Here is a 26781-nt window from a genome sequence, read left to right as displayed (position 1 = left end):
GAAAAGTGTGCAGGATCGCACGCAAAGGAGACAGAAAGACATAAAAGACACAGCGGAGCCAATTCAGAAATCGCCGCCAAAAATTCGCAGAATAGATTTCGGGCAACGCGGTCTTTTCGGCAGTTACCCTATGAAGGCAGAAAACTTATTCTGGGGGAGGTGAACCATGCGATGGCTAACTTTAGATTCGGATGGATCGTCGCCTTCGATAATTCTGAGAAGCAAGAGGAACACATTGAATCGACTGATCACCCTCATTGTTTTGGCGTGCCTAAGCTTCCTGTTCATCATCGCGGCATGCGCAGCCCAGCAATCCGATCGACTGATAATCACGATGTGGCAGCACCACATGGTCTCAGGCGAACGAGAAGCAATCGACGCCGAAATTGGACGATTCCGCCAACTGCACCCAGAAATCGACGTGCGAGCGCTTTCGAAAAGTGGCTATGAGTCAGCAGCCCTGGATGGCATAGGTCCCGATCTTGTTTACGGCCCCTCCGATGCGGTGGAGCTTTTTCAAAGCAAGCGGATCATCCAGGACATGACACCATGGATCAGCAAAACACAACAGCAACAATTTGGCGAGGGCTCCTTGATCAAATTGCCAGGCCTAGATGACTCTTCCAAAGAGGAACTGCTTCTGGTGGGTGGTCGCGTCGGCAACCACCTTGCCCTTGTCTTTAACCAGAATTATGTCTCCGAGCCTCCCCAAACGACTGAGGACCTGATCCAGATCGCCAAGCAGCAGACGATTGATGAGGATCAGGACGGGCGTCCAGAACGCTATGGCCTAGTGTGGAACTGCTCGGAGCCGTTCTTCGCGGTCCCTTTCCTAACAGGTTGCGGCGCCTGGGTATTTGACGAAAACTCGCCCGGCGTTCCTAATTTGGATACTCCCGAAGCCATCGCAGCTTACGCGCTGATTCATCGTATCGTAAATAAAGAACTGGTGACACCGCCAAATTGCGATTACGCGATTGCCGACGCTCTGTTCAAAGATGGCAAAGCCGCCATGATCATCAACGGCGATTGGAGCTGGAGTGACTATCTGGGCAATCCCAAGCTAAACGCAGCCGTCGCCGTGTTGCCAGCGGTCAGTGGTACCGGCATACCAATGCGACCGATGGTGGCGCCCATTGGTTACTCGCTGAATGCCAATGCCAAGGGTGAGCGCGCAGATGCTGCGATGTTGTTTGTCCAGTACATGACTTCAGAGGAAGTGCAACGCCGTTTAGTAAAGCGATTGCGGATCGTCTCTTCGCTTCATGTACTGTACGAAGAAGCACTCTCCAGCAGCGACAAGATATTTACCGTCTCAGTCAAGCAAGTTGAGCGGGGTCGACCGATGCCGGTAGAATACGAACTGAGAGCAATCTTCGACTCCATGCGTCCCGCTCTTCGAGCGCTGCTTCAGGGAGAGCTCACCCCCGAAGAAGCTGGAAAGAGGATGCAAATCATGGCCGAGCGGAGAATTTCTGAGATGAAACTGCAATAACGTAACAGAGACTCGCTGAAACCTGACGCGCGGGCATTCGGCGGTGTTAGGGGACACGGCGAACTGACTGAGGTGTCTTGGCTGTGGGTAGAACTCCGCAGATAGCCACGAACCCCTCCTGTGGGTGGTTGGTCCAACCTCCGCGTGAAAGCAAACAGGCACAGTCGCTTCGGTGTACTCAACCGAAGCCGGTTTCGAGGTGCGTCATTGACACTAATCTGCTAAGCCTGCCATCGTATTTCTTCGATTGTCAGCGGGTGATGCACCTTCGGTAAACACAGCAAAGGGTCGCCCCGATTACGAGCAGCAAACTCGTAGGTTCAGGCACGGCAGCCGAAACGGCTAATGGCGGTGCAATCGCTCCGTAGTTGGTCTGCCAAGCGGTAAGGTCGTCTTGGCTGAGTGGGATGAGAGAACCGCCCCGTTGCCAAACGAGAAAATCGCGTCCATCGACATCGCCATCCAAGTCGAAGTCTCCAGCGAAGGTGGAAACTAATTCGACTGATGTGGCTGCGTAGTTCACAAACCAGACTAGGTTCCCCGGCAATGCGGGGACGGTCACCGTGTCGAATTCGCCCAACACGCTTGCTGCAGTCAGGATCTCAAATGTATCGCCGGCGGTTGGCGCGAATGTTCCGCTTCCGAGGTCAACGAAGGAAAGATTCAAGATTCCGTCGAGCATCGCTGTGCCAGTAACATCCAGGACATCGTACTCGGTTTCGGCCATGGTACCGCCAATTTCGATTTCCAGGGTTGCCGCTGTTTGGGGATTGAAGTCGCCAGTTATTGTCGTCAAACCGGGAGACTCGCCGGGAGCCAAGGTCCCGCCAACAACAGTTAAATCTCCCTCCACTGTTTCGACCTCCAGACGCCCGCCGGTCATGTTGAAAGTGCTGCCCGCTGCGGACACGTCGAGCGTGGCGATGTCGAGCGTACCTCCGCTGAAGTTCACGGTGCCTGTGCCCCAGACCTTCAGCTCGGTGGCGACGTTGATTTCCCCCTCCGGCTTCAGCTCGAGCATCCCCGTGCCGGCTTCTTCGGTGTTTGTTCCACCGACGTACATCGAACCGGCATTCCAGATTCCGGACGCATTGACAGTGGCGGTTCCGGTGCCGCCCGGCTTGCTGCCGAGCATGGCGCGCTGGTCGGTCTGAACCGTGCCGCCGTTGGCGATGGTCAAGTCGCCGATGCCCGAGGTCCCATTCCCGTCGCCAAGCATCGTGTGGCCGCCGGAGATGAGCTGCGACGAATTGCCGGTGACCAACACCGTGCCGTCGCCCTCGTCCCAGCCGCCGATCTGAATGTCCCCTACGGCTTCCACGATCGCCCCCGAGCTGACGGTCAGTACAGCGACGCTCTGGTCGCCGACAAAGAGATTTGAGCCCGCCTTAAGGTGAGAAGCGACTCCGTTGAAGCCGCTTACGGTGGTCTCGCTGTGAGAACCCGCGACGTCACTGAGCAGGATTCTCCCTTCGGCATCCAGCACCGCCCCGTCGAGGATGTCGAGGGTGATTGGATTGCCTGGGCTGCCTGCGGTGGTTCCGATCTGAAAGTCGCCAGTGCCGTGGGTCCACTGCGAGTCGGGGTTCTCGATGGTTACACTCGCGCCGTTGCCGGTAACGGAAAACTCTGAATTGTCCCAGTCGATTTCGCCGCCGCTTGACAGGGAAACGGAACCACCCACTGCGAGCGTAAGAACGCCTTGGTTGGTGAGCAATCCGCCGCCGACGACGCTCACGGCACTGGTGTCGTTGATCGAGCCGACGACGCGCAGCTCGCCGCCGGTGACTGACGTCGGGCCGCTGTAGGTGCTAACGCCTGACAGCCGGAGCGTTCCGTTACCGACTTTTGTCACGCCACCCACTCCGGTGAGGCTTCCGAGCAGAGTTTCATCCTGGGCGCCGGTGATCAGCCCGCCACTGGCGTCTGCCAAATTGAGTGTCCCACCAGTGAAGTTGAGAGTTCCACCGACGGAGTTATCCACAGTATTAACCGTCGTCGTACCATTTTTGACGGTCAAGGTGTCGTCGGCGTTGTTGACTATCAGGTTCGAAAACTCGTACGCCGCCGAGGCAGCCCCATCCAATGTCAACGTGCCGGATCCATTAGTGCCCACGCGCACGTCCCCAGCCAGGAATTGGGAAGTGCCCGTTAGAAGATTCACCGTACCGGATTGAAAATCGAAAGTCCCGCCTGCATTGACATCGAGATTGCCGGTCGAGATCGTGCCGCCGTCGAGTCTCAAGTTGCCGCCGGCCTGGACATGAACATCTCCACCACTCAATTGCCCATTGCCAGACACCGCCAGTATGCCGTCCCTTACTATGGTTCCACCCGTTTGAGAATTGATCCCTCGCAGGGTCAACATCGCAAATCCCCTCTTCTCCAGGCTGCCTGCTCCCGAGATATTGCCACTGAACGACCCGCCTCCAGGGATGCCATTATTGCCGAGGACCAGCTTGGCGTTAGAGAGTAATAAGACGCTCGCTGTAGAAGTGCCGTTCAGGCTTCGGATCGAGTCCGTCATACCAGTCATTCTCAAACTACCAAAATTGTCGATGGTCAAATCGGTGTCAGGGAGGCGACCGCTGCCTGTTAGTGCCAGTACGGCCCGGTCCGTGATGTGGGTGGGACCGCTGTAGTCATTGGTGCCAGTTAAGCTGAGTACGCCGCCCAGACTGTTTCCGAACAGATGACCAACTTTCAAAGAACCGCTACCCGAGATCCGCCCGCTGATGAGGATGTCCCCGCCGTCGAGTAATCTATCGGGAATGGCGTATAACTCGTTTCCCTTTAGATCGACATTTCCCGTAATGCGCAGTTGGCCTTCCGTGTACTGGGTTTGAAATTTGACGACAGAGTTCCCAAGATCTATCGGCGCATTGATGGTTTGGTCGGCTTCGTGCAGATCGGTGAAGCTGCCGAACAGATTTACGCCGTCCTCGGTGGTCAGCGTGATCTTCGCGCCGGCCGCTGCATTAACTACGAATTCCGGATCAACGCCGACGGAGCCGCGAAATGAGATCCAATCTATACTGATGATCGAGTCGACAGTGGAATGGCTTCTAAATCCAGGAGGAAGGGCCTCGGCAAAGATCACGTTATCTCCACCGATTAAGGTACCTGGACCCGCGTTAAGCTCCCAATTAAACGGGTTTGACCAATTCGCACTTCCAAATAATGGGTCCGACGCTCCTGTCCACGTTGCGGCTGGCGCGGCGGATTGAAAAAGGAGCAGGTGAACACCGCCGATCACAATGAACGTCCAAAGTACCCGGCGTGCGATCTTGCCAATTTGCTGCGAAAGAGACGATACTCCCGCAATTTTCAGTTGAGCGAAAGCATTCATGACCACTCCCAAAGCAAAGAGAAAATTGCGCCGCTGCTTCAACAGACAAGGCAATAACGCTTGAGGTTAATTGCAATCATAGAGGAGTGATCACCAAATTGACAGAAGATGTGGCCACAATTGCTTCGATTGGGTCGATATGTATCCGAAACCGCACGATTCGCCACCTACGGCGCAAGAATTCAGGAGCCGAATCGATTCTTCGATGCCCTGCCCCCCCCATTCTGGTTAGTCGGGATGGTGCTATACGCGGTCGGTTGTACTGCGGCACACGGTGGGCAGCCGCTCGACAAAATGGGGCAGATACCCCAACTTTGTAGACACCTCGTCATCGACCCGTTGCATCGGCAGCGATGTGACTAACCACTTGAACCGGTCCGTCGTTAAACCGGGAAATCGTCCACGAGCTACCGAGCGTCGGTTGCATCAACCGCGTTGAATTGGGGCTTCTCCGAAGTTGCAGAGGTGTCATTTCTCGAACAAGACCGCTGCAAGTTAGCCGACTGGCCAACTCGCTGAAACTGGTCCACCCGCTGCACTTTTGAGTTGTCTCCAATTGAACGAGGATGTGCACACCGCCGCGTGCAAAGAGTTGTTAAGCTGCGTCTCAGAAAACGGTCTGTTCCCGATAGTGTCAATCATCAATGAGTTCTTGAGACTATCGAGGCGATGAGCCGCCTTCTGGTCAAATTGCTCCACACTACAGCGAACGATAGCAGCACCACAGTCGATGGCTCCGGCAAGGCCACGCTTGTAGCCACGAGCAGAGACACTGAGTAATTGTTCTTCCAAGCAGCAAGGTCACTCGCACTCAGTGGGTCGAGAGAATTACCTCGCTGCCACTCAAGAAAATCATGGCCGTCCGCATCACCGTCGATGTCGAAGTCGCCGTTGAGAAGGGCAGTAGGAACCACTCTTCCACTTAGGAAAGGCTGGTCTTGGAAACCATTGCCACAGCACTCGAAGAAGCTTTGGGTTGGGTCCGTATCAATCGGCACAGACTGAGTGGGTGAGAGAGACTGTGAGAGAACGATTCTTATATCTAAGCCCATATCATGGTAGTTGCCGTTTCCAGAAATCTCGATGGCATTGGACTGTACATCCGTATTCAGATTACCAGCAGCAAAGCTGTATGCAGTGTATGGTATGTCTAGCGCAGTAAATGCCCCGCTCCCCCCCTCAAAGTCCCCCGCGCTAAAGGTCCAATCAAACGTGCCAGTGATCTGTCCACCGTCATCCAATAGGAGATTATCCAGCGTAAAATTCAGCGTATCTGCGTGAGCATTAGACACGATCATGATGATGACACTGTTGATCGTCCAAGACAACATTCGTTTCACAGTGATTACCATGAGCTTTCTTTCTAATTGGTGCGTCATCAGAGAACTCCCCTGGGCTAAATCGAATTTTCCTCAAAAAGGTCATTTTATGCCCAGCTATCATCTTATCAGATCTTATTTGGGATAATTCTGCTGAGGTATTTCAGTATGAATTCTTAACTTCATATAGTCTCTGTAATGGGGAGTAGATTTCGAGGTCCTAAGCCGCCAAAAGGGCTTTTTTCTGATAGTGTTTCAGATTACCAGCACAGTAGCAGGCGGAGTCAGACAAGTCATTATTCAGGACGAGCAATTGTGCCTCAGATCGGGGCAACCCATTCATCTGCCCACATCACGTGATTGTCACTGCATCACTCTGTGGAGTCCGCATAACGGTTGTTTGATCAACCAGCCGCCGTTCGTTCTTTTAGTTCGGTTGAGTTAAGTGTTGAATATCTTCTAACAATCTATTGAGAGCCTCATCGAAACGATTCATGAGCGATAAATCACCACCTGATGTTTCTGTGCAATACCTTCCGTCTGCAAGTCTGATAGCGAAGCACCAGACGGGACCACCATAGATTCCCCCATCGGCAGCAAACGGAAACGGGTTATCCAATTTGGCAAAGTGTAGTTCCATCACATGACCGGCCATCCAGATTCGGTAGAATTGTTCGCCCTCGCTCTTGAAGACCGCAATGTCGCGACTTGCGAAATAATCACAACATTGCTTTGCAACTTTGCGCAGTTCGTTTTCTTTGGTGTCAGCCATCGTTCACTTCTCTCAATTGGCGACTTTTGCCAGACTGGCGAGGAAGAACAACAGGTCCGGCAATGCGATTCTGAGAATGCCTAAGGGCATTCGATTCAGTCTCGCCAACGCAATTTTTCCTCCGGGCAAGTTTGTCTCCTATAACTGCTGCTAGACCCAGTATTATCCAGGTTGATGGTTCCGGCTCAGGCACGGCTACACTGCTCTCCAACGGAGGAACGGAGGTCCCGTAGTTCGCTTGCCAATCGCTGAGGTTGCCGATGCTGGGATTTCGTTGCCAGCCAAGCAAATCTTTTCCATCCACGTCGCTGTCGTTATCGTAGTCACCGGACAGAATTGCCGGTGTGAAGGACACCACTGCCCACTCCGGGTACTTGTTAATTGCCTGCACCAACAACGACGAATCCCCGTTTTCGTAATGCAACGGCGACTCCTCAGCGAGGGTAATAAACACAGCTGCGGGAAAGGGCCCCGCCGCCACATAGGGCACAAATGCGTTCCGTGTAAACCTCGTCCCGCTTGCCATCGACAAGTTCTGCTCAGCGATCACATCACTTATGGCACCAGCGGCGAAGATAGCATCCTGATGGCCCGTAATTGTCGGCCCGTCGGGACTATTTATCAGCCATTCTTGACCTGAGATGTCGTGTGTGAACGTCGCGGTGTACGCCACTTCGTCCAGCCAGACGTAAAATACCTTGTCGATCCGGAAATCCCCGTTAACGTCGTCCACAAACTGGATCGTAGACGCACCAGCTAGGCTGGAGCACAAAAGTGCAATGAGCAAGGAACATATTCTTAAAAAATGCTGAATCACGTGATCTCCACTTCGAGGTTCAACTTCTCGGCAACCAGATACTTTGACACAATGACTCACCCTCTGCGCCATTTCGCACGCGCAAACACACACTCTCAGCGTGTTGGCCGCGATTCCGGCTGGCTCATAAACGCCACAATGAAATAAGGTGCAAATCACATGCCCAAGGAAACGCTGGTATGTCGACAGACGAGAGTTTGGGCAACGAAAAAATAATGCGGAAAGTGCGATTGCTGAAATAGCCCCCCCGAGTGCGCTTTCCCATCGAAGCCCGTCCGGATTTTTTAGGTAGTTTGTTGGGAAGTCTCAAAAGCAGCACGAGTTGCACTTAGCCCGACCTATCGAACATTCTCTTTTCGACCGACCACATCCACGTGACCAATCACACGGCAACTTGCTCCGAAACAGCGAACGGCATACACTCGCGTTATTCAAAATGCCATGTATCGCGAGGTGCCTAATTATGAAGATCACTATCAATATCGACTGCACACCCACGGAAGCCCGCCAGTACATGGGACTGCCGGACGTAGCACCGATGCAGGAGGAAATGCTCAAGGATTTGCAGGAACGGATGATGTCCAATATCAGCTCATTGCAGCCCGCAGAGATGATCAAGGCAGGGTTCCCCGTGGGATTGGAGAGTTTGCTGACAATCCAAAAAGCGTTCTGGTCGCAGATGACCTCTCTTGGCACTCACAGCGACGACAAGTCCTAAGCTTCAATCAAATGAAAGGGGCAACAGCCCTTAGTCTTCCCATTGCACATCCATCACACAGTGTGTGCCCTCCTCTCCAAATCAGTCGGCCCTCTCCCAGTTTGGTTGCCTTTTCAACGATTCCTGCGTGTCCGAAGAATAGGTGATTTGATAACCCAGTTTGATCAATCGGAAGACATGCAATACTGAGTTGTTTGGGCTGCTGGGAGCGGACTTTCAGTTCGCATTGAGGATGATCACATCTTCTTGAATACCCTCTCTTCCTTTTTGACAAACGGTCGGAGTAGCTGCAGGAGCCTTCCGACTAGACATGGCTGCCCTGTGCGGAATCGTCATAGAGTGCGCTAGGTTGCTCGCTGGCTTAAACCGCTGTCACTACTATGACAGCATTGCCAACTAACTGGCTGTCAACACATTGCAAACGAACCAGGCATCGTCAACCTAAACGGTACACAACTTGCATTACATAACTTGTTTCACATAACTCACATTTTGAGTGCCATAGCATGAGTACAAACCCGCTTCGGGATAAGGGACAAAAATGCGTTCCTCAATCACTTCTGGTTCATGGAGGATAGGATTATGTTGGTACTTAGTAGAAAGGTCGGTGAGGCGATCCACATCGACGGGAAGATCAAAGTGAAGATCGTGAGGATCAATGGCAACCGCGTGAAGATTGGGATTGAAGCTCCGAAGGAAGTGCATGTTGTGCGATGCGAATTGGGCGAGTGGTCGGACATTTCTTTTCACCGGCACTCACCACCTGATTCGAGCCTCGGTTCGAACTTTATGGCTTCGATGATCTAGTGATGCTGTACTGATTTTAGATCATACAACGGTCAGTTCTTGGCAGTGCCACGTATTAATGAGATCTTGAAACTCGAAAACGCAACCGAGCCGACGACACTCGACCTGAATTGGGCTCGCATCATTCCCTCGAACCGGTACGTGCGTCCCCAAATGCAATTCGACCCTCACTCGAGACTAAGGACTACGCAGTTAACACAGTCCAGATGCGGACTGAGCGGCACCTCGCTGTTGGACCCGTTCAACGGCTTCGACTGCCAACTTCAATCAATAGTCCAACGGACATGGACAGGTTGGGGTGTCTTGATACGCGCAGTCCTCACAAATCTTGTCGTGTAGCTGTTGGATGTAAGGCTCCATCTGCACACTATCTGTAGTGCGACAGATTTTGACCAACTCGGGAATGTGCTGCTCAATGCCACACGCCTTGCCCTGTGGCGCACATGGCGGGCAACCCGGTTGCCGCTCAATGCAGTGGCTACAGACGTTCTCTCTCAACACCACAAGATAATCATCATATTCAGCCTTGGATTCCATGGTTTGATTCTCCTTGCTTTCAGCAACAAACGTGAGTGACAAGGGATTATGAGTGCAAATTAGGTGCCGGAGAATGTGATATCTCTACAGTGGCGTACGCCAAGATCTCGGAGCTGTGGCCGCAACTTCAACGCAAATTGGGAAATGTTCGTTCTAGCAGGCCGAGCGCTGCGATGCCTCACCATGCGGAATCGCTATGGGAGGCTCCGACTGTAGCATGCTGTGCAGTATTACTCCGGTCGCTAACCGTTAGGTGTGCAACAAAGTAACGCTACGAGCGGGTCTATGAGAAGATGTGTTCGATGTCTCGTGATTAGCTGCGCCACTACGGCGGTTCTCGCCTTGGACAAGCGGAGAACGTCGGTTGCAAGGAACATCGGGTGAGCAGGTCGATGGAAAAAGTTCTTCTAATACCACGTCGATAAACATAATTACTCCAACAACAAATCCAAGAAGTAGAATCGCTGGCAAGAACAGGAACACTATAGGAAACATGGCACACCTCGATTCCGATCTGGTCTGAAGGCAAAATGAATGCACTTCGTTGACACATCTCAATGAGATGCAAACAGTGTGCCTCTATCGCTGCCTCTCTCATCTGCGGGTGACCGATACGGAGCAGAAAGGCACTGGCGACGCCAATGACCAGGTGGCACTGCTCGATTCTGGTTCAAACACCCAGTATCGAGCTGGACGTTGGTCGCAGGGGTGTTCAGCGGTCCCACAATGTGGCGACCCCTCGACGTTTAGGCATGATTGTTGCGTCTTGCTTGATCGGACGAGACCTGAAACGACTTCGTCTGGCCGAGTGGTGATCGAATGTCAAGAGACGCTCCATTCATTGCGACTCGGCGGTTTCCCATGTCTTCGCAACCTCGTAGTGGGAAAACTAGCAGATGGCTGGTAACCGATGAGAGACCAGCGCTGCAAAAAGGTGGCGCGCAGACAGGAGACCCGTGTGAAATATTTGCAGGGCGCCTCGATGTTCAACAGACCGGGGGGCAACATGTCCCGCTGATGGTCTCAAACATAGGAGGAATCGAGTGATGAGATGCAAACATAGTTTAAGTTTGGCATGTGGGCTGATCGCTGCTTTTGCAGCTATTCAAGTTCAGGCACAAAGAGGGGTCGGCGATCCAGTTGGCGTCGCGCAGCAAGCGGTCCAACCTAAGGTGGTTTCTTTGTCAGGAACGGTGAAGGCGATCATCACTGAGCCATGCAAAATGACCACAGGCCGATCGGAGGAAGGGACGCACATCCTGCTAGAGCCGACAACAGGAGGCGAGTTGAATATTCACTTGGGGCCAACAGCATCGGTTGGATCGGTGGCGGATAAACTAGTTGTTGGCCAAACAGTGGCAGTCCAAGCATTTCGCACCGACAAGCTGCCCGAGGACAACTACGTGGCTCAATCAATATCCATCGGTGACGACGTGATCCCCTTGCGAGATGAAAACCTGCGTCCCAGATGGGCTGGTGGTCGCGGAAAGCAAAAGGGTCGCGACCAAAGTTCGACAGCGGTGGACGTCAGCGACCTGGGGCCTGGACAGGGAAATGGACCGGCTTACGGTCAAGGACAAGGTAGAGGTCGCAACTTTGCCAATGGGCAAGGACGTGGTGGTGGCCGGGGCCAAGGACAGGGGCTTGGAAGAGGCCGTGGCCAGGGACCCGGATTCAGCCAGGAACAAGGTTTCAGCCAGGAAAAAGGTTGCGGTAGGGGGCAAGGCCTCCGTTGCGAGCAGCAACTTGGTGCCATGCTCGACGCGCTTCCAAAAAGTGCGTTGAGTGAAGAGGAGCGTAAAGCCCTGCTCCTCATGCGAGAGGAAGAGAAACTGGCTCAAGACGTGTACGTCACGCTGGACAAGAAGTGGGAGCTTCGTCCGTTGGCGAATATCTCCCAGGCTGAATCGCGGCATATGGAGTTCGTCAAGTTGCTGCTCGACCGATATGGCCTAGACGATCCGATCGACGAGCAGGCCCTGGGCAAGTTTCCTAGCCCGACAATGCAAGACCTGTATGACCAATTCGTCACGCAGGGGGAGCAATCGGTCGAAGAAGCGATCAAAGTCGGTGCCGAAATCGAGGAACTCGACATCGCCGATCTGAGACGCCAAATCGACGAGACGGACAACGACGACATCAAAGTCGTCTACCAAAACCTGCTCAAGGGATCGCGCAACCACCTGCGCGCTTTCGCCCGGCAGCTCAGTCGATATAGCGTTATCTACTCGACAAAGCACCTGAGCCAAGCCGAATTTGACCGTATCGCAAATAGCGACCTCGAGCGATGCATGATGATTAGTGATCCGAACGATAAGTTCTGAGGAACAAAATTCACGTCCAATCTAGCCAAGGAGTGTAAATAAAACTGCTCAGGCCATAAGGAGAGGGTGGGCGAGCAGTCGTCGTAAAGTGATAATAGAATGCGTGCAAGCGACCCAAGTACTCTAAATATGCGGGTCGCTTGCAGCTATTTAACGTCGTGGACTTCATATGGAAAAGCCTGCCATGCGATGGCAACCTTGGTTAGTCACTGCATCTCTTACACTATCGCTGGCCGCGTTGGGTTGGTGGCAGCACCACGAATATCTCCAGGAGAGCAAACTAATTCGGGAGACGTTGCGCCGAGAGTCTCATGCCGTGATGAATGCCCTGGTCGGAGGTTTTCAAGCCCACCGTCGTCGCGGGAATTATTTTGCCGATCAGATCGCTGGCTTGCTCCAGGGTATTGTGCGGTCGGATGACATTCTCGCGATTGGTGTTGCGACCGAAGAGGGGCAACTCTGTCTCTCCGCCGGCAAGACAAAACTATTGAGTACAGTTTCCCTTACCGACGCAGGTGACTATTGGGATGCAGCCGGATTTCGCCTTGTTGAACGATTTGAGTTGCCACCGCCTCATGAGCAGGCTCGGGGCGGTCGGGGCGGAGGGCGAGGACCGCCCGCCGACGCGTTTGGCCCTGAGGAGTTCGAGAGCCCTCTCTCGGCTGACGGCAACTTTACTGCCGTCTTAATTTTAGATCGATCCCAGGTCGATGCTCGATGCCGTGACGCAGCCTGGTTGCGCGGCTCGGTCGCTGCCGCGAGTGGATTGCTACTGTTGGGATTATCCTTGGCTTGGTGGAAGACCGTTCAAATGGCAGGTCGGGCTCGACTGCTGGAAATCGAATCGCGGCATCTCCGCGACCTGAGTCAAGCTGCCGCGGGGTTGGCCCATGAAACCCGAAACCCGCTGGGCTTGATCCGTGGTTGGGCGCAGCGACTGGCCCAATCCGGCGGCCAATCGTCTCAGCAGCAAGATCAAGTCGAGGCGATTGTCGAGGAATGCGACCGCGTGACGGCGCGGATCAACCAGTTTTTGGCTTTCGCCCGGCCAACAGAACCCAAGCTAGTGCGGGTGTACGTCAAAGAATTGATCGATGAGTTAGCGATCCTCTTGGAACCCGACTTGAGTGAAAAAAAATTGACGCTAGATTGCCAATCGCTTGAGCTAATCAATCCCATTTGTGCGGACCGCGAGATGCTTCGCCAGGCCCTGTTCAACTTAGTTCAGAACGCCATTCACGCGTCTCCAGTTCAAGAAACGATTGAGATTCGCATGCGTATCCGGCAAAATGGCAAATGTCGAATCGAGGTCGTGAATCGAGGCTCTGCGATTCCCGATAAAGTGGTCAAGTCGCTGTTTACGCCTTACTTTACCACGAGATCGGACGGCACCGGCTTGGGACTGGCTATCGTTCAACATATTGCAAGCATGCATGGTTGGGAAGCCAGTTACTCGCCGCGCTCCAGCGGAGGCTCGATCTTCTGGTTGGATGGAATCCATGGGTAAAGACCAACGCACAATTATGGTGGTGGATGATGAGGCGGCCCAGCGCCGGCTGATGGGTGATTTTATCAGCTCTCTCGGATACACGGCCCTTGAAATGCCGTGCGCGGAAGATGCGCTCGAAGCCATTCGCCGCAAACGCCCCGAGATGGTACTGCTCGATGTCCGCCTGCCAGGTATGAGCGGCATCGACGCACTGAGAGAAATCCGTGAGTTCGCTGGTAATCTACCGGTGCTGCTCGTGACCGCCTATGCTGATTTGCGCCAGGCCGTCGACGCAATGAAAGGTGGCGCGGACGACTACCTGTCTAAACCGGTCGATCTGGATGAGTTAGCCGCCGCCATCGCCGATGCGATGGGTTCGACCTCTGTCGGTCTTTCAGGCGGCAAACAGGCAATGCCTGAGCTGCCTGAAGATTTCATCTGCGAGAGCTCGGCCATGCGCCATGTGGTGAAGACAGCAGCGGTAGTTGCACCGTCCGACGTTCCCTTGTTGATCATGGGCGCTAGCGGCACCGGCAAGGAAGTCATCGCACAGTTGATCCATCGCTGGAGCGGACGGGCCAAAGAGACGCTGATCGTCGCAAATTGCGCCGGCTTGCCGGAGTCGCTCATCGAAAGTGAGCTATTTGGACACAAGAAAGGAGCATTCACCGACGCATCCGCTGACCGTCTGGGCTTCTTTCGCGCAGCCCATCACGGCACGCTTTTTCTGGACGAGATCGGGGAGTTGCCTTTGCACCTGCAACCCAAACTGTTGCGAGCCCTGGAGTCTGGCCAGATCACACCACTTGGCAGCGACGAACCAGTGGAGGTCGATGTGCGGTTATTAGCGGCCACCAATTGCGACCTTGCCAGCGCGGTCCGCGATGGCCGATTTCGTGAAGACCTTTACTATCGCATCAATGTCGTGGAACTTATCGTGCCATCACTTAGTGAACGCCGAGAGGATATACCAAAGCTGGCCCGAATGTTCGCTACTCAATTCGCCGGCGGCCCGGTGCGTCTCTCGCCGCAAGCGATGAATTGCCTGCTGGCAAACACATGGACCGGGAATGTGCGAGAACTTCGCAATGCCGTACAGCGTGCATGTCTGCTATGTCGAGGCGATGTCATTATGCCGGAGCATTTGCCAGCAAAGATTGCCGGTCTCGTATCCCAAGACAGTTTGCAGAACGCCGATGCCGGTCGACTTTCTCAAGTCGAACGCGCAACGATCTTAGCCACACTCGATGAATGCGATGGCAACCGCACACACGCCGCGAAGAAACTGGGCATCAGCCGCCGTGCACTAATCTACAAACTGCGCTCTCTTGAGGCCGAGGCTCCCTAGCTAATTCTTCCAGTTCAGATTACACCAAGGTTATTGCGTCCGTCTCAGAGTATGTTGTTAGCTAGGACTGACCAAGTGTTCCAATGAACATTCAGTCAAGGCTTTACGGCACCACCCGATCGGGGCATCCCCACTTGAGCTTATCACATCTCTTAAGCGGTCGAACGTCAATAACTATGTCTCGTGACTTGCAATTCGCGAATTGAGCATTGTGCGAATGTTGCCAAAGGCATTATCATTAGGCTTGTTGTCAGAAGCAGCGCGAACCAAAATGAATCAGCGCTAGGTACTGACTCGTGAATGGAGTTTCACTGAGGATTACAGATTTCGCAAACCGGTAGTTTGCCGGTTCCGCTTTTCCAATGAACGTACACATGAACGCCATGACTTCGAAAATCGAAGAGATCTTATCTGCGAAAAACAAATCCGGCGAGAACGCCTATCTCTGGCTCCAGGCCGCCGTCGGTGACTGCATACTTTGGCCCACCCAGGACGCCAGCGAGAATGAAGACAGCGCGGATGAGATCGGCCGCTGGCAGCTTACGGTCGACGAGGCAAATGCTCTGATTGAGACGGGCGAAGTCGACGAGGTTGAGTGACCTAACCGTTGCTCATTACCACCGATTCTACCGCCATTGCACTGGCGATGGATCAGCCCTCAACTCGGGGAATTGGCTGCTTCAAGATGGGGCTCGGCCTTGTGTTTCAGAAACCTTCGTTTGACGGCACCAAACGATATAAGTCTATTCGCAGCAATACCTTCACAGCATTTGTGTTTAAACTTATGTCGGAAATCATAGTGCCGGACTGCCATCGAATCGGCGACGCGTGAGACATCTACCGAGGCGATGCCACTCTCTATCGATCCGTTTCCGATCATCATTTGTTTCGCCCCCTTGCGCGCAGCGGGGAATCTGACTTCGTTCACTTTGGCAACTGGCCAACTCGCTGAGGATGCATCAGCCTGTGCGGCTAGGGCTCTCAGCGAACTGACAGAGGTGTCCTCGCGGAAAGGAGACCTCTGCGCTTACGCCGACTCTCCAAGCTGCAGCGAGTGGTCCAACCTCAGCATATTTGATCTACGCGCAACTGCCAGAGGTGTGCTCACAACCGGGAGATGAACGTAGGTAGTCAGTTATTCGCGTTTGGTAGTCTTGATGCCTGACGCCAACAGTATCCAACCGCCAACTAGTGTCCCGGTCAATGGCCAGGGAGTACCCACGACGATTCCCGGGGCAAGAGCTATTAACGCAGCTTTCCAAAGCGAGTCTCCGGCGAACCATTTTTGGAAAACCAGAGTGCCACTGGCTCCCAGTACGAAACCAATGCTAACGACAAGCGGCGTTGCTAGGCCGGCCGTCATGAGATTCGATGAAAAAAGTAGCCAATCGAGCGCGAGAATCCAGATCCCCGTGAGCGGTAGCAACTGACCACGCTTCGGATCCACGAGCCAATTCGTCGGTTCGCTCTTGGTCATATTTATTAGTTCCGACTCGGCAATGGTGGACTTCCAGTGCGATTGCGTATTAGGGATCGGTCTCTTTGGAGGCGCCTTCTTCGAGGATGACCTTCTCGGGGTCAACGTCGTAGATCCAGGGCGCCGAGTTCTTCCAGCCGTTCCGCATCCTTTTGCCAAAGAAGACGCTGCCGGGATCTTCAACTTTGTCTCCTTCGAACCCGTCAGTAATGTTGTAGACGTTCTTGAAACCGGCAGCCGCGAGTTGGTTGATGGCCATCGCGGAACGACCTCCCGATCGGCACATAAGCAGTAGACTGTCGTTTGGTCCGACCAACTTCTTGACCTCGGCAACAAAATTCGGATTGGGTCTCGCGCCGTATGCGGTTTTACCGTCTTTTCGTTGATACTCCACAAAGGCAACGGGAATGTTCCATGCCATCTCCGCGTGGCCGACAAACGCGTACTCTTCTGGTGTTCTCACGTCGATCACCTTTACTTTTTCCGGAGCGGCCTTCCACTTTTCATAGGCCTGTACGGGGGTGACATAAAGACCAAGGGTCGTTTGTTTTGCCTCAGGGATTTCGGCTTTGGTTTCTTGAGCACAGGCAACCGGCGTCACGACACCCACAGCAATAATGACAGCCAAGCCGAATAGCATGTTAACTGCGGCAGTTTGGTCAAGGAACATCCCAAGGTGAATTGTTGTTTGCATTATGTTCTCCTTCAAGTTTAGGATCCGCAAAGCCAAGCTACGATTCCACGGCTGACTTGCGGCGAGCGGTAATCGAACGAGCACATGCCCGCCATCAGGCCCCTGGGCTGACGGGCGGCGCTTGTCGAATTGTTTGGTTAGCAATCAGGCGTTCTTTTCACGTGGTCTCAACGCCAGGTCACATTTAGCGGCTTTCGCGCCGGAATCTTCATGAACGGCTCGGCGGGGTATCCGAGCAGAATGGTTCCGTAAGAGACGATCCCCTCCGGCAACTCCAGGAGTTCAATTAACGGAGGGTATGCCTGCGCGGCGGTGTTGATGCCGCCGCTCCAACTGCTGCCGAGGCCGAGACCATGCGCGGCCAATTGCGCATAGGCCAAGGCGATTGTCGCGCCTTGGGGCGCGGTGCGTTCGTCCTTGGGTGCCCATGCCTGGATGAAGCAGGGTGCGCCTCGGGAAATCTGATCCTCACCCTCGTCCCACGCGCTGGTGAAAAGCTCGAGTTTGGCCTCCTTGTACATCCCCGGGTTCGACTCCCCGACGCTCTTCATCCACTCGATGGACATTTCAGCCACACGATGAACTTGGGCGGGGTCGCTGATGACTACCCAGTGCAAATGATCGCCTTGCCGGTTCCCTCCCCATGGAGCAAAGCGGGCGACGTCCAGGACCTGCAGAATCTTATCCTTTTCGACGGGCCTGTTGACGTAGACGCGTGTCGAACGCCTCGAGACCAGAAACTGTCGTGCTTCCTCCCATCTGGGAATCAGGTGAATATCTATCGGATCGCAATCCTCCGGCCCCATCACGCGTTGATGCAGAGCTCCGGTGGGGCAGACGGCCACGCAATGGCCGCAGTCAATACAAAGATCCCACGCGTTGTCGATGGGAAGGGGGAACTCCTTCTTCGTGATCAAACCAGCCGGGCAGGTGCGGATGCAATTGCCGCAGGTAATGCAGAGATTCTCTTCGACCTTGATGATCGTATCCATCGTGTAGGCGTTGCTCATTCTCTCTTTGCTCTTGGTTGGGTGATTTGTTGAGTCCGACAAATCATTCCTCAAAAGTCCGGATCCGGAAACATCGGCTCCCGGTCTTCGGTGAAGGCTCGGATGCCCTCGACGCGGTCGGGGTGAACCACCGAGCGCCAGTGCTCATCCATCATGATCGCAACCGCCTGTTCCACTGGCTCACCCTGTCCCATTTGAACGGCACGCTTGACCGCCTGCACGGCTGTCGGTGAGTTGTTGGCAATCCGCTCCGCGATGCGGAGGACCGCCTCCATGAGTTTGTCTCTGGGGTGGAGTTCGTTAACCATGCCCAACCGGTGCGCCTCCTGAGCCGTGATCGGATCGCCGGTCATGAGCATCTGCATGGCCTTGCCCGGAGGGAGCACGCGGGGAAGCAGCACTGGCGAGCCGCCGCCGGCCGACAGGCCAACCATCGCCTCGGGTTGGCCAAAGACGGCATCATCGGAGGCGATGATGAAGTCTGTGCTGATGGCCATCTCGCAGCCGCCGCCGTATGCCATCCCGTGGACGGCTGCGATAATGGGCCGACGCAACTGGCGCAGCGTGTAAAGCACGCGATCAAAAACCTGGCGTTGCCGCAACCATTGTTCTTTGGTCATATCCTTACGCTGGTACAGGTCGCCGCCCACCGAGAAGGCCCGGTCTCCCGCTCCGGTCAGGATGGCGACACGCACGGAGGAACGGGCTGCGATCGTCTCGAGGACCTCGATCAGTTGCGCGGCCAGTTCCGTGGTGATGGCGTTATCGGCATGCGGCCGATTGAGGGTGATGATCGCCACGCGCCCATCAGACACGAACTCGACCAGGACGAGTTCATCGGGCTCCGCGACTTCGGCCGGCTGGCGATAACCGAGTCGCTGCATCCGCGTGGTATTGTGGTCAGTCATAACATTCGTCCACCCACCTTGCGCGGGTTGTTCTTTGTTCCGATTTCGCCGGCAGAACTTGCTGTCGGGTCTCCACTTTTGTCTGTTTCGTCAGACATCGTTGTGGCTTTCGGTTGATTCATTGCCCATCACCGGACCGGCGGTGATGGCGCTTGGTTCGCGAATCAGGCCCGGTCGCCTTTGGTGGTATGGTGCGGACGGAAACCAAGCGGCGCCCTCCCGGGTGGGAGGGCGCCTCATGGTTGCGGGTTTGTCAGCCGAGCTTTCCTCCGCCTGCAAGCGGGCTCGCAGCTTTGGGAAGCTTGGCGGTGCTCCGCTTCTTCCATTCCTCCTCCAGCAGTTCCCGGCTGGCTTGTTCCAAGAACTCGGGCGCGGCCCATTCGTTCACATCGAAGTCGTTCTTGATGTAGCCGTGGCTGACCATGAACTCCTTGCCGATGTTGACGGAGGCCAGGTTCAGGAGGGACAGGTTCGGCACAAGGTCCACGTCCCGGATGCCCTGCCAGGTGTGCTCGATGTCTCGGTAGAAGGTCTGCTGGTCGAGAATCTCCGCTGCGGCGCGCTTGTTCTCGTTGGCCCAGCGACCGGCTCGGATCATGCCCTTCATGAAGGTGACGGCGAGTTCGGGATGCTTGTCGGCCATAACCTTAGTGCAGGTGATGGCAGCGGGAATGTTGGCCACCTGCAGGCGCCAGTCCGGGGAGCGGGAGAGGTCCTCGATCGCCGCGAACTTGCCTGTATCCTCGGAGAGCTGCTGGAGCGGCTTGGTCTGCGTATACATTGCGTCGATGACTCCTTTTTCCAGTGCGCTTTCCAGCGGGCGGAAGGCAAGATCGTGCTTGTGGTCGCGCTTGAGCCACAGATCGATGGAGAGTTCCATTTCAGGTCCCACCATCTTCGGATCGTTGTACCAGTCGTCGGCATACGGGAACTCGACGAGCTCGATGTCGTCCATGGTCATTCCATTCATCCGGAGCATGAGCTCGATCCCCTGGTGCTCCTGAATGCGCCACCAGTCGTTCTTGATCTGGTTCATGCTCTTGGAAAGACCGATTTTCTTGCCTTTCAGATCGGACATCCGGTAGATGTCGTCTCCAGAACGCACCATCATCACACCGCCTTCGGCCGGCATCTGCGTGACTCCCAGAAGGCAGGTCCGGCGGTAGTCGGCGTGGGCGTCGATGGCCGGGAACAGTCCGCCGAAGCGGATCAGGTTGTCCAGGTTGTGGATGTAGTGCGGATACCAGTCGTTTTCGGGAGTGGAACGCAGGTAGCGATAGTTCACCCCGATCTTCTTGAACTCCTTCTTGGTCAAGCCAACGCCTTCGTCGACATTCGACGCCGAGACTAGCGGACAGTTGGTGTAGTACACCTCTTTCCAATCAAGCTTTACCGTATTTAGTTTTGTGTTCTCAAACGTCGTAGCTTTGACTTCGTTGGCCATCATTGCGATGCTCCTTTTTTTTTGCCGGACCGGCAGAAATGGACTTTCCACTTGTAACAGACCCAGTCGACAGCATAGTACTGATTCACTGATTTGTCGACACTTGCACATTGACCGTATCATGTGCCGGAAGTGGATCCCATTCGTAGAACTACGGCATCGGCAGTGCGATATGCGCAACGGCAACCTTCCCGGCTAATTGCTCTTCACGGCGCCTTTTCACATCACAAAGGAATAGACAAGCACCAATTCGACCACCCCCTTGCCTTCATGCTTTCCATGCCCCGGACCGTCATGAAGGCTCGCAATAAGAGTTTCGGAGCAGAACGTCGGTAAGGTATTCAAAAGTCTGTAGGCGACGGGCGGCTTCAAACCTGCCGAGCGATCCACGACCGCCACGACTTACAGCATTTGGTATGTGCGATCGGTTGCATCAACCGACCGCTGGAAGAGATTTTGCTAAAGCGCAGCGGTGTCACATCTCGAACTAGACCGCTGCGAGTTAGCCGACTGGCTAACTCACTGGTGTTTGTCCATCTTCGGGCAGTTTGAGACATCTCAGATGCAACGAGGATATGCTCACCTCCCTAGCTTGGCAATCGATGACTCAGAAACCTGAAAGACGGCGACTTGCCAAGGCGAGTAAACACCCCAGACCGAGCAGAGCCACACTATACGGCTCGGGCACTGCTGGCGACCCGGCTGGCAGACTGGCCGAAGTCGCCCCGAAGTTGTTTCTCCAGACCATGTAGTCGCTCTGAGTGTACAACCCGCCCAGGTTGTCGCGCCATACGGTGTAGTCGGCGGCGTTAACGGTGCCATCGACGTTGAAGTCGCCGCCCAGCGCCGCGGCGAACTCGAGCAACACGCGGCTGCTGTCGGCGGTCAGCGATAAGCTGCCAAAGTCCAAAACCGGCAGCAGCACGCTGTCGAATGCCCCGTCCAATACACCGCCCGCGCCGTCGACCAAGCCAATCAGTTCGAACTGCTCACCGTCGATCGTACTGAATCCCGCGCCAAGCAGCACTTCGAGCACTCCGCCGAGCGTCGCGGAGCCGACCGTCAGCCTGCCGTGCCCCTCGCCGCCGAGCTCGATGAGCGTCTGCGACGTCGCGGAGAGCGACAAGTCGCCGTAGATCTCCAAGCCGTCGGCGTCGGGCGCTAGGATGCCGGTCTGAACATCCACATCGCCGTAGATCTCGCCCTTGCCGCGGAGCCGGCCCGCCTGGCTCCCGCCGGGTAAGAAGCTAGACGTGTCGGTCACGATCACCAGCGGGGTCTCAAGCACGCCATCGACACGCAACGCGGTGTCATCGAACGAGATCGCGATTTCCACCCGGTCGCTGGCCGCCACGTAGCCCTGTTCCCCAATGTGGGTGTCGTTGTAGGCAAAGAAGACCTCGGTAATTAGCTTGCCGCCGCCATCGACGAGCACCTGTGCGCTGTCGAACGCGAGGAAGAGGTCGGTCTCGGTGGCGAAGCCGAGTTCGGGGGACAGGATGTTGCTGTCGATCGCCAGCTCGAATCCGCCGAGGATCTCGATCGCGTTCGAAGAGCCCTGCACTGAACCGATCGAGTGGATCGCGGGAAAGTGCACAGTGGCGCCGTCGAGGATCAGCCGCCCATCCCCAAAGCGAGCAATCCGGTCCACCGCACCGAGGTCGACGACCGCGGGCCGAACCACCTCTTCCTGCGTTACCGGGTCGATCTCGACGCTCTCTCGCACGGTCCAGTCGCCCAGCAGCACATATCCTTCGCTCTGGCCGTCGAACAGCGAGAGCGATGCCTCGGGCCCGAGCGTCAGCTCGCCGCCGACGATCTCCATTGCGAACTGCGTGAAATCGTGCACGAGCCGCGCCTCGTCCTCGGCCTCCAGCCCGCTTCTGCCATCGACGCGCAGCGACCCGCCCGGTTCGATCCGCAGGTCGCCATTCACGATCAACTGGGCGCCATTCTCGACGTTGATCTCGCCCGAGTTGGTGAGGTTCCCCTCGGTGGAGAAGCGGATCCCCTCGCGTAGGTTGATCACGCCCCGGTTCTCTCGGACCGTGTTGAAGTAGGGGAAGTAGGCGGCGCCACTCAGCGTGACCTTCGACGCGTTGATCGCGAGCGTCGTGTCGAAATCCTCGAACTGGTAGCCGGAGCCGGGGACCGCCGGGTCAAAGCCCGGCTCATCGTCGAACTCGAACTCCCCAAGATAGTTGTCCGCGGCGGTCACCCCCGTGATGGTGATCCCGAGAGACGCCTTGTCTTCGCCGCCCGCGCTGAAGAAGTCGCGGGTGTCAAACAAAGCGGGGTTGCCGATGATCTGCCACTCGCCCGCGTCGAACGTCGCACCGCCGCCAGAGTAGTCCTCGATTGTCGCGGAGATGAAGAATCGGGCGTCCGCTTCGATCCGCACAGTCCCCTCGTTGTTGTCGAGATTCACCGGCACGATTGTGCCGCCGCCGGGATCGGAGATGGTGTTAGTCCCCGATGCGACCAGCAGCAGCCCGCGGTTGACGATGTCTATTTTTCCCTGGTCGAAGACATCGACCCCGTTGAGAATCAGCGTTCCGCCGTCGTCGATCAAGAAGTTGGCCGTACCCGGCACACTAAAACCATTTCGGAGGTCGACGACGCCACCCGACTCGGCGTGGAACAGCATCTCTTCGCCAGGCTTCAACTGCGCCGCAAAGGTGCGAAGAGTCCCGCCAGGCCCCGCGGCGTAGACGCCCTTGCCGGTGGGCGAGCCGAGGTTGGACGGCAAAACGAGCTCCGCCGTGCCAATCTGGCTGGCGACGCGAACGAGCCCGTCGTTGACAATACCGCCGCTACTCAGGATTGTCGCGGAACTCGACACGTGAAACTCGCCGCTGTTGCGGAACTCGCCTGTGAGCGCAACCGGCGAGGTGAGTGCACCGACGTTCAGAATCCCCGCGTTATCGATCGCTTGCGTGATATCGAGCTCACCGATGCTGAACGACAACTCGTGGCCCTCGCCGTTGATGAGCACAGCCGCCTCGATGCGCGACGCAGGTGCCTTGACGGAGATGGACCCGTTGCCGTCGATCCGCAGCAAGCCGACGGGCCCCGCCGCGAATGTCGTGGGTCCGCCCAGGCTGCTATAGGTCCCGTCGTTCTGAATCCGATCGAGCGTCCATTCCCGCTGCGTACTGGAGCCGAACGATAGAGAGCTCCCCTCGAGAATCTGCAGCTCGCTGGCGGTGACGTGCTGAAACGACGTCGAGTTGTCGATCACGGTGGTCGGGAGTAGGTCGTCGACATGCGTAGCCGAGGCATCGCCGAGGCCAATCACCAGCGTGTTGCCGGCAAACGAGGCGGGCGTTGTGGTCGTGCCGAGAATCCGCCAGGACGACAACTCGTCGAGATCCGACGTAGTCGCCGGCAGATAGAGCAACTGGTTCGGCGCGGCTTGCAGTGTGAAACTGCCCGTTTCGTTGATCTCCGCCTCAACCAGAAAGATGTCTTTGTTCTCAAATAGGTCGATCTCGATCTCGCCGAGCAGGCCACCCAGTATGCTAGTTCGCTCATGGATCGCGGGGCCAAGGCCGGCCAGTTCCACCGAGAACGGCCCGATGTTCAGATTCGCGGTAATCGCCAGGGCCTGAAACTCCAGATAGTCGCCGATGGTGAGCGCCCCGCGGTCGGTGCGGCGAGCCTCGTAACGGTCGAATGTCACGTCGACATCGACCTGATTGCTGCCCAGCACAGCGATCTGCGGCAAGTCGTGCCAACTGCCTGATACCGTGTCGGTAATCTGCAACGTGCCGTCCGAGGCGATCACTGCCACGTCTTCGCTGAACGTGAGCGTCGCATCAAACTTAGCATCGATCGATGACTCGTACTTGTAGCCCAGTTCGGGGCCGTACTTCAGGTCCAAGATCGTGCCATCGATTGACCCGTTGATGTCGCTGTCTGGCTGCCCGATTGTCTTCGAGAAATCAGTGTAAGATGCCCCGGCGGCGATCGTCGAGGCGATGCCGTCGATGTCGACCCCCAACCGCAGGATGTTCGAATCGATCGTGTAGCCGATACCGCGGTCGCTGGTGAGCGACGTGTTGACGAACAGCGTGTCGCCCAAGGTTGGCTTCACAATCTCGATCCGCCCCACATCGCGATTAAACAGTGGCGGGTCGGTCTCTTGCGCGCCCGGCGCGTCGAGACTGATGTCGTACCCGAAGACCGTATCGTTGTCGCCCGGGTTGATGCCGATCGCCTGCCCGGCGACGGTGAGCGTCGCGAAGTCGTTTGTGTTGTCGAGGTCCACCCCCACGCCGAACAACGTCCAGTTACCGTCGTCGTCGGTCGGCTGAGGGACCACGTTCCAGTCGAATGGCTGCGAGTTGTACGGCACAACTCCGACAAAGCCGTAGTCGACCTTGCCAGCCGCGTTCACGTCGAAAATCACATCCGCGCTAAACGACGCCGAAGGGAGATCGATCTGTCCTGCTCCAAATGCGCCGCTCGTATCGAGCCCCGACGTCCCGCGCAGCGAGAAGAATTGCCCACTGCGAATCACATCCGGAACGACGAGCGTGGGACTATAATTGAAGATTGCGTCCGCCTCGAGTCCGCCGAGGCTCAATCCGGCGTTGAGTTCGAGCCCTGCACGGCCCGTGATATTCGCCTCGAGCCGCGCACCGGTCCGCGTATCGGCGCGTACCTCGGGAATTCCTAGCAATGGAATCGCCGGAAAGATCAACGCATCAGGCGAACCGACGATCGTGCCGCCGCGGATTGTTTTGTCAAACTCCGTGCCGAGAAAGAGCGGGTCCATGACGAAGTCGCCCACCCCGGCGCCATCTAGTGCGGCTCCCAGTTCGATTGGGTTAGCGAAGTTGAAGGTGAACTCCGCTGCTTGACTGAGGCCTCCGCCCACGCTGCTTATGATGCACGCCACGAGCAGCCGCCAAAGACTTTGCGAGCCATTTCTTCGAAGCTGCTGTCGCATGGTAGGTCTCTCGCGTGGAAGTTTTGATCAGTGGTAGTTAGCCCGTTACCGTCTGCCAGCAGCAACGCGGCTATGGCGGGCACCGCGCCGGTGGTCGAAGTTGTGCCGAAATTGTTCTTCCAGATCGTGTAGTCGTACTGGTTGTATGTGCTGCCGAGACCGTTGCGCCATACGGTGTTAACGGCCGATCGTGGCCCAGTCGAAGATGACGCCGCCGCCAGCCCGCGCACTGAGGTGCAGGAGGAGTGTGAGTGCCAAAGCGGCGGTAGCCTTCTTTAGTGGATCCTCTCGTGGGTGCGGAACGTAGCCTGCGGTTTTCCGAGGGAGCTTCCCACTATATCACCCCGTTATAGAAGTAGTAGTAGATTTTTGGGGGAAATTCTTGGGGCGCGAAGAATTGGCGCATTTTGCCCCGCTCGGACGCTGGATTGCGGTGCTAACTGCCGCGTTGCAGCTAGGCCGCGGCATCGATGCTCTGTGCAGGAATCGCGACTCTGGAACTCGCGTCGGTTGCATCAATTGCGCCAAGCAAAGCTTGGGAAAGGGGAATGAAATGTAATTTGCAGATCTGAAACCTTTCAGCGGAACCTTGCGGGTGCGAACCCCGTCCAGTAGAGCCTGACCAGCAACTGGAAGCGAGTTTTGCGTGGTACTGAGGTAACTCACTCCACGAAGATGTACCGATGATTGTCAATGGGCGTCGGGCGTGATGACGCCATTTCTCGGTGGAGCATTACGGGCCCCTCTTCTCTATTCCTTTGATCTGAAGGTTAAACGTTTCGGCGAGCGAAAGAGAACGAGTGCAACCGAGGTATCGCCAACGCGATAGCACAAACCCCACGCTCGTCAGCTAGCAGGGGATTTCTAATTGTCGCGGAGAGGGAAAACTAATTGTCGCTAGACAGTTGGGGCCCGGGTGAAACTCCCGGGCCTACACCACTGTTTGCCGGCAACGACCGGGCCGGTGCGAACCACGCGCGGCTGTGGAGTCTGATCGCCAGTTGCGAACGGCACGGTGTCGATCCGCAGCGGTATCTGACCAGCGTGCTGGCCAAGATCGGCCAGACGTCGGCAGCCGAGCTCGCGCAGTTCCTACCCGACGTCTGGAAGGCCGACGACGAGGCCGAGCCGGTGGCGGGGCAGTAACGCGGCTGGGGTTCACTGAGCGCACACCATTCGGTGGTCCAACCTCGGCGTCAAGTTGTGCAGACGTGCCTGTTGAGTGGGTACATACGCTACGGTGCATCAACCCCCTCAGTGACACGTGATAGCTTGTCCAGTAGACCCGTCCGCCTCAGATCGTAAGGCCCCACCCGCGA

The 26781-nt window shown here is 56.0% G+C and carries 20 protein-coding genes; 9 read left to right on the top strand and 11 right to left on the bottom strand.

The features are described 5' to 3' along the window. Positions 1–166 precede the first annotated feature (166 nt). Positions 167–1495, top strand: coding sequence for an extracellular solute-binding protein (locus tag Pr1d_RS16280; RefSeq protein WP_148074519.1), 1329 nt, complete (start codon positions 167–169; stop codon positions 1493–1495). Positions 1496–1745: 250 nt separating this feature from the next. Here Pr1d_RS16280 and Pr1d_RS16275 read toward each other — a convergent pair whose 3' ends face one another. From Pr1d_RS16275 to Pr1d_RS16260, 4 genes are all read right to left on the bottom strand, one after another. After that, positions 1746–4844, bottom strand: coding sequence for a beta strand repeat-containing protein (locus Pr1d_RS16275; protein WP_148074518.1), 3099 nt, complete (start codon positions 4842–4844; stop codon positions 1746–1748). A gap of 641 nt (positions 4845–5485) precedes the next feature. Continuing rightward, positions 5486–6223 (bottom strand): PEP-CTERM sorting domain-containing protein, encoded by a 738-nt coding sequence (locus tag Pr1d_RS16270; protein ID WP_148074517.1) that lies wholly within the window; start codon positions 6221–6223, stop codon positions 5486–5488. 367 nt (positions 6224–6590) lie between these two features. After that, entirely contained in the window at positions 6591–6935 is a 345-nt protein-coding gene (locus Pr1d_RS16265; RefSeq protein ID WP_148074516.1) for a hypothetical protein, read from the bottom strand. Continuing rightward, positions 6928–7722, bottom strand: a complete 795-nt coding sequence (locus Pr1d_RS16260) for a hypothetical protein (RefSeq protein ID WP_168205279.1) — start codon at positions 7720–7722, stop codon at positions 6928–6930. The genes Pr1d_RS16265 and Pr1d_RS16260 overlap by 8 nt, the downstream gene beginning before the upstream one ends. 493 nt (positions 7723–8215) lie before the next feature. On the opposite strand from Pr1d_RS16260, the gene Pr1d_RS16255 reads away from it, so the two are divergent. The 7 genes from Pr1d_RS16255 (at position 8216) to Pr1d_RS16220 (ending at position 15574) form a co-directional block, all read left to right on the top strand. Further along, positions 8216–8470 carry a DUF6489 family protein gene (locus tag Pr1d_RS16255; protein WP_148074514.1) on the top strand — a complete coding sequence of 85 codons (255 nt, stop codon included), beginning with the start codon at positions 8216–8218 and terminating at the stop codon, positions 8468–8470. 567 nt (positions 8471–9037) lie between these two features. Then, a complete protein-coding gene (locus Pr1d_RS16250) occupies positions 9038–9277 on the top strand; it encodes a carbon storage regulator (protein ID WP_315853071.1) in 240 nt (79 codons plus the stop codon). Between the two features lie 1081 nt (positions 9278–10358). Beyond that, entirely contained in the window at positions 10359–10721 is a 363-nt protein-coding gene (locus Pr1d_RS16240) for a hypothetical protein (protein WP_148074511.1), read from the top strand. Positions 10722–10860: 139 nt separating this feature from the next. Beyond that, positions 10861–12138: a DUF2202 domain-containing protein gene (locus tag Pr1d_RS16235; RefSeq protein ID WP_148074510.1), complete on the top strand. Its 1278-nt coding sequence runs from the start codon at positions 10861–10863 to the stop codon at positions 12136–12138. Positions 12139–12322: 184 nt separating this feature from the next. Further along, positions 12323–13645: a sensor histidine kinase gene (locus tag Pr1d_RS16230; protein WP_168205278.1), complete on the top strand. Its 1323-nt coding sequence runs from the start codon at positions 12323–12325 to the stop codon at positions 13643–13645. Beyond that, positions 13638–14975 carry a sigma-54-dependent transcriptional regulator gene (locus Pr1d_RS16225; protein WP_168205277.1) on the top strand — a complete coding sequence of 446 codons (1338 nt, stop codon included), beginning with the start codon at positions 13638–13640 and terminating at the stop codon, positions 14973–14975. The genes Pr1d_RS16230 and Pr1d_RS16225 overlap by 8 nt, the downstream gene beginning before the upstream one ends. Before the next feature lie 374 nt (positions 14976–15349). After that, positions 15350–15574, top strand: a complete 225-nt coding sequence (locus tag Pr1d_RS16220) for a hypothetical protein (RefSeq protein ID WP_148074507.1) — start codon at positions 15350–15352, stop codon at positions 15572–15574. A gap of 59 nt (positions 15575–15633) precedes the next feature. Here Pr1d_RS16220 and Pr1d_RS16215 read toward each other — a convergent pair whose 3' ends face one another. From Pr1d_RS16215 to Pr1d_RS16185, 7 genes are all read right to left on the bottom strand, one after another. Then, entirely contained in the window at positions 15634–15858 is a 225-nt protein-coding gene (locus Pr1d_RS16215; RefSeq protein WP_148074506.1) for a hypothetical protein, read from the bottom strand. 252 nt (positions 15859–16110) lie between these two features. After that, complete coding sequence (locus Pr1d_RS16210; RefSeq protein WP_148074505.1) at positions 16111–16452, bottom strand: phosphoribosylaminoimidazole carboxylase; 342 nt, start codon at positions 16450–16452, stop codon at positions 16111–16113. A gap of 49 nt (positions 16453–16501) precedes the next feature. After that, the gene (locus tag Pr1d_RS16205) at positions 16502–17146 is read right to left on the bottom strand and encodes a rhodanese-like domain-containing protein (RefSeq protein WP_210417738.1); all 645 of its coding nucleotides are present in this window, start codon (positions 17144–17146) and stop codon (positions 16502–16504) included. Positions 17147–17313: 167 nt separating this feature from the next. Further along, on the bottom strand, positions 17314–18156 hold the full coding sequence (locus tag Pr1d_RS16200; RefSeq protein ID WP_148074504.1) for a nitroreductase family protein: 843 nt from the start codon (positions 18154–18156) through the stop codon (positions 17314–17316). Positions 18157–18206: 50 nt separating this feature from the next. Further along, positions 18207–19064, bottom strand: coding sequence for an enoyl-CoA hydratase/isomerase family protein (locus Pr1d_RS16195; protein WP_148074503.1), 858 nt, complete (start codon positions 19062–19064; stop codon positions 18207–18209). Between the two features lie 253 nt (positions 19065–19317). Beyond that, a complete protein-coding gene (locus tag Pr1d_RS16190) occupies positions 19318–20511 on the bottom strand; it encodes an ABC transporter substrate-binding protein (protein ID WP_148074502.1) in 1194 nt (397 codons plus the stop codon). A gap of 604 nt (positions 20512–21115) precedes the next feature. Next, positions 21116–25462, bottom strand: coding sequence for a PEP-CTERM sorting domain-containing protein (locus tag Pr1d_RS16185; RefSeq protein WP_148074501.1), 4347 nt, complete (start codon positions 25460–25462; stop codon positions 21116–21118). Between the two features lie 891 nt (positions 25463–26353). On the opposite strand from Pr1d_RS16185, the gene Pr1d_RS16180 reads away from it, so the two are divergent. Further along, positions 26354–26608: a transposase domain-containing protein gene (locus tag Pr1d_RS16180; protein ID WP_148074500.1), complete on the top strand. Its 255-nt coding sequence runs from the start codon at positions 26354–26356 to the stop codon at positions 26606–26608. Positions 26609–26781: the final 173 nt, after the last annotated feature.

The organism is Bythopirellula goksoeyrii (assembly GCF_008065115.1).
Classification (GTDB): Bacteria; Planctomycetota; Planctomycetia; order Pirellulales; family Lacipirellulaceae; genus Bythopirellula; species Bythopirellula goksoeyrii.
The sequence above is the reverse complement of the archived record's forward strand: the minus strand, read 5'-3'. Positions and strand labels throughout refer to the sequence as shown.

Coding starts and splice junctions, on each gene's coding strand:
- Pr1d_RS16235 (WP_148074510.1), top strand. CDS start 10,861: ATGAGATGCAAACATAGTTTAAGTTTGGCATGTGGGCTGATCGCTGCT.
- Pr1d_RS16220 (WP_148074507.1), top strand. CDS start 15,350: ATGAACGCCATGACTTCGAAAATCGAAGAGATCTTATCTGCGAAAAAC.
- Pr1d_RS16185 (WP_148074501.1), bottom strand. CDS start 25,462: ATGCGACAGCAGCTTCGAAGAAATGGCTCGCAAAGTCTTTGGCGGCTG.
- Pr1d_RS16225 (WP_168205277.1), top strand. CDS start 13,638: ATGGGTAAAGACCAACGCACAATTATGGTGGTGGATGATGAGGCGGCC.
- Pr1d_RS16270 (WP_148074517.1), bottom strand. CDS start 6,223: ATGACGCACCAATTAGAAAGAAAGCTCATGGTAATCACTGTGAAACGA.
- Pr1d_RS16190 (WP_148074502.1), bottom strand. CDS start 20,511: ATGATGGCCAACGAAGTCAAAGCTACGACGTTTGAGAACACAAAACTA.
- Pr1d_RS16230 (WP_168205278.1), top strand. CDS start 12,323: ATGCGATGGCAACCTTGGTTAGTCACTGCATCTCTTACACTATCGCTG.
- Pr1d_RS16250 (WP_315853071.1), top strand. CDS start 9,038: ATGGAGGATAGGATTATGTTGGTACTTAGTAGAAAGGTCGGTGAGGCG.
- Pr1d_RS16210 (WP_148074505.1), bottom strand. CDS start 16,452: ATGACCAAGAGCGAACCGACGAATTGGCTCGTGGATCCGAAGCGTGGT.
- Pr1d_RS16275 (WP_148074518.1), bottom strand. CDS start 4,844: ATGAATGCTTTCGCTCAACTGAAAATTGCGGGAGTATCGTCTCTTTCG.
- Pr1d_RS16215 (WP_148074506.1), bottom strand. CDS start 15,858: ATGATGATCGGAAACGGATCGATAGAGAGTGGCATCGCCTCGGTAGAT.
- Pr1d_RS16195 (WP_148074503.1), bottom strand. CDS start 19,064: ATGACTGACCACAATACCACGCGGATGCAGCGACTCGGTTATCGCCAG.
- Pr1d_RS16205 (WP_210417738.1), bottom strand. CDS start 17,146: ATGCAAACAACAATTCACCTTGGGATGTTCCTTGACCAAACTGCCGCA.
- Pr1d_RS16200 (WP_148074504.1), bottom strand. CDS start 18,156: ATGAGCAACGCCTACACGATGGATACGATCATCAAGGTCGAAGAGAAT.
- Pr1d_RS16280 (WP_148074519.1), top strand. CDS start 167: ATGCGATGGCTAACTTTAGATTCGGATGGATCGTCGCCTTCGATAATT.
- Pr1d_RS16265 (WP_148074516.1), bottom strand. CDS start 6,935: ATGGCTGACACCAAAGAAAACGAACTGCGCAAAGTTGCAAAGCAATGT.
- Pr1d_RS16255 (WP_148074514.1), top strand. CDS start 8,216: ATGAAGATCACTATCAATATCGACTGCACACCCACGGAAGCCCGCCAG.